This is a genomic window from Halosimplex rarum, assembly GCF_047715405.1.
Taxonomy (GTDB): Archaea; Halobacteriota; Halobacteria; order Halobacteriales; family Haloarculaceae; genus Halosimplex; species Halosimplex rarum.
Genome location: NZ_CP180412.1, coordinates 64212 through 76495 on the forward strand (window position 1 = coordinate 64212; position 12284 = coordinate 76495).

The following is a 12284-nucleotide window of genomic DNA, read 5'->3' on the forward strand; positions in this document are numbered from 1 at the left end:
TACGGCGGAGCGTGAACGGCCGTCCAATGAGTCTGCAAGCCGATATCGAGGACCTCTGGGCGAAGAAGCAGGACGGCCTGACGGCCGCCGACGCGACCGACGACCACCTCGCGACGCTGGAGGCGTTCCTCGCCGCGCTCGAAGCCGGCGAGGTCCGCGCCGCCGAGAAGGGTAGTGATGGATGGGAGGCCAACGAGTGGGTCAAGCAGGGCATCCTCCTGAATTTCGGCCTGCGCGAGACGGAGGCCCGCGAGTACGGCGACGTGACCTACCACGACGTGCTCCCGCTGCGCGAAACGGGCGACCTCGCCGAGCGCGGCACCCGCAACACGCCTGACGGGACGGTCATCCGTCGCGGTGCCTACGTCGGCAGCGACGCCATCCTCATGTCTCCGGCGTTCGTCAACATCGGCGCCCACGTGGGGGACGGCACGCTTGTCGACTCCTGCGACACGGTCGGCTCCTGCGCGCAGATCGGGTCGGACGTGAAACTCGGCGCGAACACGCTCATCGGCGGCGTGCTCGAACCGGTCGAGGACGCGCCTGTCATCGTCGAGGACGGCGTCTCGCTGGGCGCTGGCTGTCGCGTCACCTCGGGGTTCGTCGTCGGCGAGAACTCGGTCGTCGGCGAGAACACCCTGCTCACACCTCGGATCCCGGTCTACGACCTGGTCGAGGAAGAGGTGCTCTACGGCGAACTCCCGCCGGAGCGCCGCGCGTTCACTCGCTTCGTCGAGTCGTCGGTCTCGGACCACGACCTCATCGACGGCGGCGCGTACAAGCCGGCGGTCGTCGCCACGAGCGTCGAGGAAGAGACGTTAGAGGCGACCGAGCGCGAGGACGCGCTGCGGGAGTAGATCGACTCCATTGACTGTCGTCCTCTGCGGTGTCGGCGCCGACACCGGCAACGTCCGGCCCGTTCCCCGGGTGGGCACCGACGGTCGGTTCGAGTACGTTCCCATCCCCGAGAAAGGCGCGACGAGCGAGACGGCCACCTACGGGACCCTCGGCTGTCGACACCGGGACGGGCCGCTCGCGGACCTGCTCGACGGTATCCGCCCGGGGAGCGACGGCGAGTGGATCACCGACCCGGAGGCGATCCGCGACCGGCCGGTCCACCGCGACCCCAACTTCGAGGCGCTCACCTACGGCGAACCCCGGCCGGGCTACGTCGCGGCACTCCGCGCCCTCGAACCGGGCGACGCAGTGGCCTTCTACGGCGGTTTCCCGGGTCCCGACTCCGAGTACAAACACCGCTACCTGTTCGGGTACTTCACCGTCGCCGAGTCGCCCGTGGTCGTCGACCCGGAGGCGGACGACGCGGAGAAAGCGACGCTGCTGGACGAGCACCCCGGAAACGCTCATGCCAAGCGCTTCGCCGAACACGGTGACCTGTACGCTCACGACGTGGATCTCACGGAGCGACCGCGGTCCGTGGTGATCGTCCCGGGACGCGAACCCGGCGGCCTGCTCGACCGGGCGGTCCGACTGAGCGACAGTCGGCACGGCCCGAACTACTACATGGACGAGGCGGTCTCGGAGGTGCTGCGCCCGCAGTCCGGGGGCGACCGGGGCGCTCACCTCGGCGGATTCAAGCCGGCCGTCCGGTGTGACGTCGACAGCCAGACGTTCGCCGCGTTCGCCCGTGGAGAGTCGTCGGTCTGAGCGACGCCGTCCGGGACGGATCGTCGTGCGATGCGGTGAGATCGACGAGTTGCTGGCCCTGAAATTCTTCTCTCGGTATTAATACCCCGGTGGCACAGTACACGGACATGGTAGCTATCGATGCGGACGAGGTAACGAAGCGGTACGGGACGGAGACGGCGCTGGACCGTCTGGACCTGACCGTCGAGGAAGGGGAGACGTTCGGCTTCCTCGGGCCCAACGGCGCCGGCAAGTCGACGTTCATCAACGTCCTCCTCGACTTCGTGAAGCCGACCGAGGGGTCCGCCGAGATATTCGGACACGACTGCCAGGGCGACGGCACCGCGGCGCGCGGGCGGATCGGCGTCCTGCCGGAGGGCTACTCGGTGTTCGAGCGGCTCACCGGCCGCCAGCACATCGAGTACGCGATGCGCACGAAGGACGCGGAGGCCGACCCCAGCGAGATCCTCGATAGGGTCGGGATCCTCGACGACGCCGACCGCGAGGCCAGCGACTACTCGAAAGGGATGGCCCAGCGGCTGGTGCTCGGGATGGCGCTCGTCGGCGAACCGGACCTGCTCCTGCTGGACGAGCCGAGCACGGGGCTGGACCCCAACGGCGCCGCGGAGATGCGACAGATCCTCCGCGAGGAGAACGAGCGCGGCGCGACCATCTTCTTCTCCAGCCACATCCTCGAACAGGTCGAGGCGGTCTGTGACCGCGTCGGCATCCTCCAGGACGGCGAACTCGTCGCCGTCGACACCATCGAGGGCCTCCGGGAGTCGCTGGGCGGCGGGACGAAACTCGTGATCACGCTCGACCGACTGGAGGACGGCGTCCTGGGCAGGATCGAGTCCGTCGCGGGCGTCGAGACCGTGGTCGCACAGGACGAGTCGACGATCGAGGTCACGTGTACGAACGACGCGAAGATGGACATCCTCGTCGAGTTGCACGACGCGGGCGTCGACGTGGTGAACTTCCGGACCGAGGAGGCCTCGCTCGAGGACATGTTCATCGAGTACACCGGGTCCGGTCAGCGATGACGTGGCGTTCCGTCGCCCGCCAGGACGGTGCGCTCACGGTCGGCGCGCAATCGGTCAAGATCCTGCTCGGGCTGGTCGGCTTCGCCGTCGTCCTCGCCGGCTACCTCTACCCGGTGATCGGGACTGAACCGTACACGACCGCGCGGTTCCCGGGGTTCGTGCAGGGGATACTGACGACGCTGGTCCCGTTCGTCGGCATCCTGCTCGGCTACAACGCGGTCGTGAGCGACCGCGAGTCGGGGGCGATCCGGCTCGCGCTGTCGCTCCCGCAGAGCCGCTGGGACGTCGTCCTCGGGAAGTACGTCAGCCGGACCGGCGTCCTGGCCGGGACGCTCGTCGCAGCGCTCGCCGTCGCTGGCGCGCTGGTCGTCTACCCGTTCGGCGAGCTCGCGCTCGGTCGGTTCCTGGTCTTCGTCGCTCTGGCCGTCGCGTACGGCGCTGTCTGGTGCGGGATCGGGGTCGCCGTCTCGCTCGCGGTCGCGACCAAGCGGCGCGCGCTCGTCCTCGGGTTCGCGCTCCTGTTCCTGTTCGTCCTGATGTGGGACACGCTCGAACGGGCGCTCGCGCTCGGACTGAGCGCCGCTGGACTGGCCGATGAGGGCCTGCCAGGCGCCGCGGAGTTCGTCTTCGCGCTCGAACCCGGTCGCGTCTTCACGCGCGCCACGGCCGGGCTCGTCGACCCGAGTCGCAGCGCCGGTGAGGCGTGGTATCTCGGCGAGTGGGTCGCGCTCGCCCTGCTCGCGCTGTGGGTCGTCGGGCCGCTCGGACTCGCGTACGCGCGCTTCGCCGGGAGGGATCTCTCGTGAGCTGGACCGACGTCGCGCGGAAAGACGTCAGCGACGCCGGCCGGTCGAAGACGATCTGGCTGCTGTTCGCGCTGCTGACGGCTCTCTCGGTCGGCTACGCGTTCGGTCACTCCTACCTGGGGGCCGCGTCGTTCCCGGCGTTCCTGAACGGGCTCACCGGCGTGGTCGCCGCGGTCCTGCCCATCGTCGCCCTGCTGCTGGGCTACAAGTCCATCTCCGACGACCGGGACAGCGGGAGGCTGTTCCTCGCGCTGTCGTTCCCCTGTTCTCGGCGGGACCTCGTCGTCGGGACGCTCGTCGGTCGGACCGTGGTCTTGCTCGCGCCGACGCTCGTCGCGCTCACCGCGGCCGGGATCGTCGGCGCGGTCCGCTACGGGACGGACGGGGCGGCGCTGTACCCGTGGTTCCTGTTCGCGTCCGCGCTCTACGGGGTGGCGTTCCTCGGCACCGCGATCGGTCTCTCGATGTCGACGACGGCCGACCGGTGGATCACGTTCGGCGCCTTCGGCGGATACATGCTCGCCGTGAACCTCTGGGGGACCGTCCACTCCGTGGTCATGCTCTTCCTCCACCGGTTCCAGTTCGCCGTCCTGAGCGACATGCCCGACTGGGCGTTGCTGTTCCGGCTGTTCGGTCCCGGCGAGTCGTACGGTCGCCTGATCCGAGCCGGGTTCGACGTCGACCGGTCGGCGCGCTACGTGGCCGACGGCGTTCCCGTCTACGTCGACTGGTGGGCGGCGATCGCGATCCTCGCCCTCTGGACGGCCGTCCCGCTCGCGGTCGGCTACTACCGGTTCAGGGACGACGATTTATAACCCTCGAACCGGACTCCGGCGGAAACGCGGACTTCGCGGACTGTTGACGGCGCATGCGGTTCGCGAAGCGGGTGTCAGAATAGAGGGCTTACGGGAGCAGCGAGACCGATATCGGGGATGGTCCGAGGATGCGTCTCGGTGCGGATCCGCTGGAGGGGTCGCCCGCCCCGTTCTGCGGGAACGGCCGGCTGAAGCGCCAGTTCTATTTTCACACCGATCGCCGCAGGAGGACGTTACTCGACCTCACGGGCCATTAACAATTGGTGATTCGCGCGGCGTTCAACCATGGAACGCGTCGCCTCGCCGCGACTCGCGATGGTCGTACTCCTGAGCGTCGCCGCGCTCGGCGGAGCAGCCGTCGCGACCGGAGCGGTCTCGACGATCGGACTGAGCGGCGACGGAACCGCCGTCTCCGACGGCGGTTCCGCGTCCGCGGACGGCCCGCTGTCCCTGCTCGCCACGGACGAACCCGACGGAGAGGAGGACGAACGGGAAAGAGAGGACGACGAAGACGAAGATGACGAAGACGAGCGCGAGCGCGACGATGACGGGGGCGATGAAGACGACGAAGAGGACGAAGACGAGGAGGAAGAGGAACGGGAAAGAGAGGACGAAGAAGACGAGGACGAGGACAAGGAGGAAGATGAGCGCGAGCGCGACGATGACGGAGACGACGAAGAGGAGGACGAGCGGGACGGTGACGAACGAGATGGCGATGACGATGAGAACGACGAAAGTGGCTGGTGGGACGACGACGAGAGCGACGACGGAAGCGAAGCGACGACGACGGATCCACCGACCGCGACTCCGAACGCCACGATAACGCAGGCCCCCACGGCGACGGCGACTGAGACGCCAACGTCGGTTCCGACTGAGACGCCCACCCCGACTAAGACGCCCACTCCGACTGCCACTCAAACGGCGACGGCAACGCAGACCGCGACGCCGTCGCCGACGGCTACGCGGACACCAACGCCGTCGGAGACGCAGACCGCGACCTCCACTCCGACGGAGACGCGGACTGAGACACCGACCCCGACCTCCACACCGACGGAAACGCAACTGTCGACCCCGTCCCCGACGGAGACGTCAACACCGTCGCCGACGGAGACGCCGGCGGCGACTGACACGCCGACGGTGACGCCGCGAGTAGGCGCCTCCACGGAGGCGGCGACGGCCACTCCGGCCCCCGACGAGACGGCGACGGAGTCGTTCGAGATCGTCCGGACGCGACTCAGCGAGCGGACGGTTACCGCCGACGACTCCGTGGTGGTCGAGGCGCGAGTGACGAATCGGGGCGACCGGGCCGAACGGGAACTCGTCACGCTCCGCGTCGACGGAGAACTCGTAGCGGCGAAGGGGATCAGGCTCGACGCGGGCGAGTCAGACCTGCTCACGTTCGAGCGGTCGTTCGACGGGGTGGGCGACCACGCGCTCGCCGTCGACGGGACGGAGCTCCCGACGGTGACGGTGGTCGAATCTGACGCCGTCAGCGGCTCACCGACGGCTCGGAATCGGACGGCCGTGCCGGCGAGCGGGGAACTCGCCCCCAGGTCCGGGGACGTCGACGTGGTCGCCGCGAGCGGGCTCGCCGACTGGGTGCGTACCGGGTACAACGCGTCCGTCGAGGCCACGCTGGTCAACCGCGGCAACCGGACGGCGCTACACACCCTGTCGGTCGCGGTCGACGGTCGGCCGGTCGCCAACGAGACGGTCCGGGTCCCGCCGGACGCTCGGAGGAACGTCTCCGTCGAGTTCCCGGCGGTGGAGGGAGACGTGACCGTGAACGACGCCGAGGCGGGCTCGCTGACCGTCGGGACAGCGCGTGACGGTGCCACGAAGTCCGAGACGGAATCGACGAGCACCGAGGGGCCCGGCTTCGGGTTCGCTGCGGTCGCGGCGGCGTTCGTCGTCGGTGCGCTGGCCGTCCAGGCGGCTCGCTCGGGCGGTCGGAACGAATGAACTGCCCGTCGATCGGCTCACAGTTCCCGCGATATCGAGAGCTACCGCGGCGTCACTCGGAATCGGTTCCGCCATCGCGCCGGGACTGACCGGTCCGTCGCGTTTCGGCCGTCCCATCCGGAGGATCGGCGCGGGACGAGACCGATGGAAGCGCACTGTCGACCCAGAATTACCGGCTCTCGCGTATCGATATCGGGGATCGAACGACCACGCTGTGTCGTCGGATCCACAGTTCCATGCCCGCCCAGGAGAGGACGAGTCCGAGTATCCCGACGGAGACGACGACGTCGGAGAACGACATCCAGATGGGCTTGACGAACCCGACCGCGCCGTTGATCTCGTGGGGGAGGACGCTCCGTACTCGCTGGGACATCGTCGGCGACTCCGTCCGAGTGATGGAGACCGACTCGAGTCCGAGGGACTTCGCGCTTTCACCGCCGGTGCTCTCGTCGCCGGTCTCGAACCGCTCGGCGTCGTAGACCGACTTCGATTCGATCTGCCAGACGATGTCCCCGGACTGGTTCACTTCGAGGACGCGGCCCCCGTTGGAATCGACGATCAGGGTGTTCCCGTTCGGGAGCCTGTCGGCGTCTCGCGGCCAGTCCGCTTCACCGTCGCTCCACTCCCACGTTTGCTCCCAACCGCCGTCCTCGCGCTGGTACTCGACGATCCGGTCGTTCTCGCTGTCCGCGACGAGAACGGCGGGGCCCCCACGCGATTCGGGGATGTAGTCGGGATTGTGCTGCTCGTAGAGCACGTCGTAGTCGTTCTCGGCCCCGAGCGTCTGGTTCTCCAGCAGCCCGGTCCCCTGCTCCAGGAAGACGACTTGGTCCTGATTACGGAGACTGACCATGAATCGGCCGTCCGGTAAGACCTCGACGTCGTTGACGTGCGTCCAGTCTTCGGGATACGGCCCGCCGCCGCTGATCGGGAAGTCGGTCTGTGCCTCCCACTCCCATTCGATCTCTTCTGTCGTCTCGTTGAGAACGAATACTCGGTCGTAGGCGATGTCCGCGACCAGGAGTCTGTCCTCGTCGATGCGGTCGACGTCGTGGGTGTTGTCCCCCACTCTCCGCGGCGCGACCGACCGGTGCAGTCGCGTGGTCTCCCCCGTCGAGAGGTTCATCTCCTCGATGACGCTGATCGTACACTTCGTGGTGGCGCCGCAGGCGTCCTTCCCGACGTGGTTCGCCGCGACGTACAGGACCGTGTGACTGGTCCCTTCGACGGGGTCGACGTCGTGATACTCGTCGTAGGTGTTGTTGTACCGGAGGAGCGTCCCGTTCGGCCGGAACGCCGTGATCGCGTCGCCCGGCTGATCGCCGAAGCCCTGGCCGGCGACCACGGTGATGTTCTCGGTCGGCGGCGCGATCTGGTCCCGCTCGTCCATCGAGAGGTCGCTCTGGTCCTTTGCAGCGGACGTGGCCGATTCGCCGGCCGTCACGAAACTCGCCCCGAGAAACACGAGTCCCACGACGATGCCCAGAGCAAAGCCGATCCGTACTGTCGAACGCCGGGACAGTTCTGCCATTCGTGTACGCGTGAATCGCTTACCGAAATAAGCCCTCCTATCGGCACTCAGTCATGAGGCCCGAGAGTTCGCCCGTGAGTGTCCGCTCGAACACCGAGCGGCGTTCGAACAGCCCTGTCCGACGAGTCCGTGCCGGCGAACCGACTGAGGGGGGTCGTTTCGTCCGGTCGCGGTCGCCTGTGTGACGGATATCGAACGCGAGGGGGCTTCTACGGCGAATTCATCCGGTTACCCTACGGCTCGCCACCGACAGAGAGACGCTTTCCTGCGCCAGCCTCGGTTTCAACCGAATAGAGCCGCTACGAGAGGTATGTCGACAGTTCGCTCCGTCGTCGAGCTCGCGCGTGACCGAAATCTCACGTTTCTGGCGGCGGGGATCGCGTACTACGGATTCGTGTCGATCATCCCGCTGATCCTGCTCGCCGTCGTCGTCGCGTCGGCCGTCGGGGGTGAGGCGCTGGCCGATCAGGTGACGAGCATGCTCGAACAGCAACTCTCCGCCTCGGGCGCGGAGACGGTGTCGCAGACGCTGACCAACACCACCGGACGCGGGGCCGCATCCGTAGTCGGCCTGGTCACGCTGACGTGGAGCGCCCTGAAGCTCTTCCGCGGTCTCGACCAGGCGTTCGACGAGGTGTACACGGACGAGGTCGAGGCGTCGCTGCTCGAGCAGGTCCGCGACGCCCTCGTCGTCATCGTCGGTATCGCACTCGCCGTCGGATTCGTCGTCGCCGTCGGCGTCGCGCTCTCGGTGCTATCGCTGGAGATCCCGTTCGTCAACGTGCTCGGGACGGTCGTCCTGATCGCCGTGCTCGCGCTGGCGTTCCTGCCGATATACTACGTGCTCCCGCCGGTCGAGGTGTCCGTGAAGGGGGTGCTGCCGGGCGCGGTCGTCGCGGCGGTCGGGTGGGTGCTGCTGCAGATCGGGTTCCGGATCTACGCGTCCGGCGCAGACCGGTTCGCGGCCTACGGCGTGATCGGAGCCGTGCTGCTGTTCGTCACCTGGCTGTACTTCGCCAGCATCGTCGTGCTGGTCGGTGCGGCGGTGAACGCCGTTCGAGGGGGGACGGCGATACGAACGTCGTAATCTCCCCGAAGACGTCCGCGACGGCACCACCGGGATCGAGTCGCCGTCTCCGGGGTGATCAGCCCCTACGACCGCGACGACCATGACGACCGCGACGACCTCACCGCGGTCGCCAACACGGCTTCGCCCGCCGTTCGACGCACGCCCCTGTCGGCCGACGGCACGAACGGCGCTATCGGGACGGCATCCGGGGAGCCGCGCTCGAGTAAGGCGTTTTCCGGGTGGCGCGTCGGATCGGGCGTCAAAACCGCTCAAGCGGTGAATTAGGGAGTGGCGATCGGAGCGTAGATGGTCGTTGTCTGGCCGTATTCCATCCCCTATCGTTCGTCCGTTCCGGTAGTCCGTCAACAACTAACACGGACCCGTGCAATCTGGCGATCACGGCATGGCTAAAACACTGTCAGAGAGAGACGGCCAGCGACGGCGCTCCGATCCACTCCGACGAGACGAGGTATGACGCACGAGATCGCTCCCCCGACGACAGCGTCATCGGTGATCGAGTGTGACGTGACACCGCCCGACCGGCTCCGTCGGTTCTTCACTGGAGAGCGCTTCCGCGTCGAGTACGACGTCGACGTCTCCGACGTGCCACCGTCCATCTCGGTGATCCCGGCGCTCGCGCAGGTCTGTCCGGTGGCGTGGGCGAACGGTGCCGACGTGTCGGTACCGGTCGTGGACGCCCGATTTCTGCGCGCGCTCGAAGAAGTCCGAGACGCGTTGGTCGAGATGTACCCCGCGTTCATGGAGGGCGGAGAGATCCGCGCCGAGAAGGTCGTCGACACGCGGCGAGAGCGCGATCCGGCGTCGTTCGAGGGCGAGGGACTGCTGTTCAGCGGCGGCGTGGACTCGGTGGCGAGTTACGTCCGCACGCGGGACGCCGATCCGACGCTCGTCAGCGTCCAGGGCTGGGTCATCGGCGACGACCAGGACGAGCGCTGGGAGAACGTGCGTGGCCAGATCGCTCGGTTCGCCGACGAACACGGGGTCGAAGACCGGTACGTTCGGTCGAACATGCTGTCGTTCCTGGACACGCGGATGCTCCAGGCGCACTACCAGCGGTACGTCGACGGCGCGTGGTACAGTTCCGTCGGTCACGGACTCGGCCTCCTCGGCCTGACAGCGCCCCTCGCCTACAAACTCGGACTGGGGACCGTCCACATGGCCGCGACCCACACGGAGGAGTTCGCCGAGCCGTGGGGGTCGCACCCGAAGATAGACAATCGGGTCCGCTGGGGGCACACGGAGTGTCACCACGACGGCTACGAGTTGAGCCGACAGGAGAAACTCGAACTCATCGCGGACTACGTCCGTTCGGAAGACGTGGACCTCACCCTCCGGACGTGCACGGAATCGGACGCGGGAGCGAACTGCAACGAGTGCGAGAAGTGCTACCGGACGATGTGTGGACTGCTCCTGGCGGGCCTCGACCCAAACGACTTCGGATACGAGACGTCCCCGGAGACGTTCGAGGCGATCCGCAGCGGGTTCGAGCGCGGGGCGTTCACCATGGGGGCGGACGAGCGGTTCATGTGGCGAGACGTGCAGGGCCACATCGACCTCGATCAGGCGTTCCCCGTCGCGGGCGCGACGGAGTTCTTCCGCTGGCTATCGACGGCGGACGTCGATTCGTTCGTCGCCGACTCGAATCCGCCCGTCCACCACGACGTCCTGCAGGCGCTCGCGCGTAACGTCCCCTATCCCGTGTACGCCGCGCTCGCTCCCGTGTACGAGAAGGGCGCGGCGAAGGCGAGCGGGAACTGACGCCGATCGCCGGAACGGAGTCCGCGTCGGTTCGAACCACGGTGTCCCGAAAACGGACGGACCGGTCGACGTCAGTAGGTCTTTGCCCAGTACGCGGTCTCTTCGGCGTCCTCGCCGCAGATGGCGCACTCGTCGTGGACGGGCTCCTCGTCGCGGTCGAGGGGGACCATCGCGATCTCGGCGGCGATGGCCTCCTTGATGGGCTCCTCGCAGTCCTCGTCGCCGCACCAGCCGGACTTGACGTAGCCACCGTGCTGGCCGATGGTGCCGAGGATCTCCTCGCGGGAGTCGGCCTCGCGGATCTCGCCCTCCAGGGTCTCCTCGGCACTGGCGTACAGCTTCGCGAAGACGGTGTCGAGGTGGTCCTCGACGGTGTCGGCCACGTCCTCGCGGCTCTCGACGACGGTCTCGCCGTCGGGACGGTGGTTCATCGTCAGTTCCTCGTCCTCGACCTCGTTGGGGCCGACCTCGATGCGGAGCGGGACGCCCTTGAGCTCCCACTCGTTGTACTTGAAGCCGGGATTGCGGTTGTCGCGGTCGTCGAGGTGAACGCGGACGCCCTCCTCGTCGAGTTCCGCGGCGACGTCGGCGGCGTACTCGACGACCTCGTCCTGGTTGTCCTCCTGCCAGATGGGCACGATCACGACCTGCTCGGGCGCGAGCGCGGGCGGGAGCACGAGGCCCTGCTCGTCGGAGTGGGTCATGATGAGCGCGCCCATCGAGCGCCACGAGAGGCCCCACGAGGTCGTGTGGGCGGTCTGCTCCTCCTCGTCTTCGTCGCTGTAGGTGATGTCGAACGCCTCGGCGAAGGAGGTGCCGAGGTAGTGGGAGGTCCCGCCCTGGACGGACTTCCCGTCGGGCATCAGCGCCTCGACGGTCGTCGTGGTGTGGGCGCCGGGGAACTTGTCGTGTTCGGGCTTGCGACCCTTCAGCACCGGCATGGCGAGCACGTCCTCGTAGAGTTTCTCGTACTGGTCGAGGCGGGTCATCGTCTCGTCCCAGGCGCCGTCCTCGTCGGCGTGGGCGGTGTGGCCCTCCTGCCAGAGGAACTCCTTGGTGCGGAAGAACGGCTTGGTCTCCGTGGCTTCCCAGCGGACGACAGAACACCACTGGTTGAGTCGCATCGGGAGGTCGCGGTGGCTGCGCACCCAGTCGGCGATGAAGGGGGTGATGATGGACTCGCTGGTCGGGCGGACGGCGAGGCGCTCTTCGAGCTCGTCGTAGCCGCCGTGGGTCACCCACGCCACTTCGGGGTCGAAACCCTCCACGATGTCTTTCTCCCGTTCGAGATAGCTCTCGGGGATAAAGAGGGGGAAGTAGGCGTTCTGGACGCCGGTGTCTTTGAACCAGCCGTCGAGGTGGTCCTGAATGCGTTCCCAGACGGCGTAGCCGCGCGGGCGGGTGACGATGAATCCGCCCATCGGGGCGTAGTCGGCCATCTCCGCCTTCTGCACGACTTCGGCGTACCACTCGCCCGTCGAATGCTCCTTGCTCTCGGTTATCCCGAGCTCTTGCTCGCCGCTCATTACCGGGAAATCGCCGAGCGCGTTCTTGAACCTGACGAAGCCCCGGTTCCCTCTCGCACACCGACCGCCGACCGGACGGTCGAGCGCTCCCGCCACCGGCCACTTCGAC

At 67.6% G+C, this 12284-nt stretch carries 10 protein-coding genes; 8 read left to right on the plus strand and 2 right to left on the minus strand.

Going from position 1 to position 12284, the window contains the following annotated elements:
* Positions 1–26: 26 nt before the first annotated feature.
* From ACMGFH_RS00285 to ACMGFH_RS00310, 6 genes are all read left to right on the plus strand, one after another.
* Entirely contained in the window at positions 27–857 is an 831-nt protein-coding gene (locus ACMGFH_RS00285; protein ID WP_415380778.1) for a 2,3,4,5-tetrahydropyridine-2,6-dicarboxylate N-succinyltransferase, read from the plus strand.
* 10 nt (positions 858–867) lie between these two features.
* The gene (locus ACMGFH_RS00290; RefSeq protein WP_415380779.1) at positions 868–1665 is read left to right on the plus strand and encodes a hypothetical protein; all 798 of its coding nucleotides are present in this window, start codon (positions 868–870) and stop codon (positions 1663–1665) included.
* 107 nt (positions 1666–1772) lie between these two features.
* Complete coding sequence (locus ACMGFH_RS00295; protein ID WP_415380780.1) at positions 1773–2687, plus strand: ATP-binding cassette domain-containing protein; 915 nt, start codon at positions 1773–1775, stop codon at positions 2685–2687.
* Positions 2684–3493: an ABC transporter permease gene (locus tag ACMGFH_RS00300; RefSeq protein WP_415380781.1), complete on the plus strand. Its 810-nt coding sequence runs from the start codon at positions 2684–2686 to the stop codon at positions 3491–3493. Before ACMGFH_RS00295 ends, ACMGFH_RS00300 begins: the two co-directional genes overlap by 4 nt.
* Positions 3490–4308: an ABC transporter permease gene (locus tag ACMGFH_RS00305; RefSeq protein ID WP_415380782.1), complete on the plus strand. Its 819-nt coding sequence runs from the start codon at positions 3490–3492 to the stop codon at positions 4306–4308. Before ACMGFH_RS00300 ends, ACMGFH_RS00305 begins: the two co-directional genes overlap by 4 nt.
* Positions 4309–4593: 285 nt before the next feature.
* The gene (locus tag ACMGFH_RS00310) at positions 4594–6270 is read left to right on the plus strand and encodes a hypothetical protein (RefSeq protein WP_415380783.1); all 1677 of its coding nucleotides are present in this window, start codon (positions 4594–4596) and stop codon (positions 6268–6270) included.
* A 169-nt stretch (positions 6271–6439) separates the two neighbouring features.
* On the opposite strand, the gene ACMGFH_RS00315 is transcribed toward ACMGFH_RS00310, so the two are convergent.
* Positions 6440–7801 carry an aryl-sulfate sulfotransferase gene (locus ACMGFH_RS00315; protein ID WP_415380784.1) on the minus strand — a complete coding sequence of 454 codons (1362 nt, stop codon included), beginning with the start codon at positions 7799–7801 and terminating at the stop codon, positions 6440–6442.
* A 310-nt stretch (positions 7802–8111) separates the two neighbouring features.
* On the opposite strand from ACMGFH_RS00315, the gene ACMGFH_RS00320 reads away from it, so the two are divergent.
* Both ACMGFH_RS00320 and ACMGFH_RS00325 read left to right on the plus strand, forming a co-directional pair.
* The gene (locus tag ACMGFH_RS00320) at positions 8112–8888 is read left to right on the plus strand and encodes a YihY/virulence factor BrkB family protein (RefSeq protein ID WP_415380785.1); all 777 of its coding nucleotides are present in this window, start codon (positions 8112–8114) and stop codon (positions 8886–8888) included.
* A gap of 453 nt (positions 8889–9341) precedes the next feature.
* Positions 9342–10649, plus strand: a complete 1308-nt coding sequence (locus ACMGFH_RS00325) for a hypothetical protein (protein WP_415380786.1) — start codon at positions 9342–9344, stop codon at positions 10647–10649.
* 71 nt (positions 10650–10720) lie between these two features.
* Here ACMGFH_RS00325 and proS read toward each other — a convergent pair whose 3' ends face one another.
* Positions 10721–12175, minus strand: a complete 1455-nt coding sequence (gene proS / locus ACMGFH_RS00330; protein WP_415380787.1) for a proline--tRNA ligase — start codon at positions 12173–12175, stop codon at positions 10721–10723.
* Positions 12176–12284 lie beyond the last annotated feature (109 nt).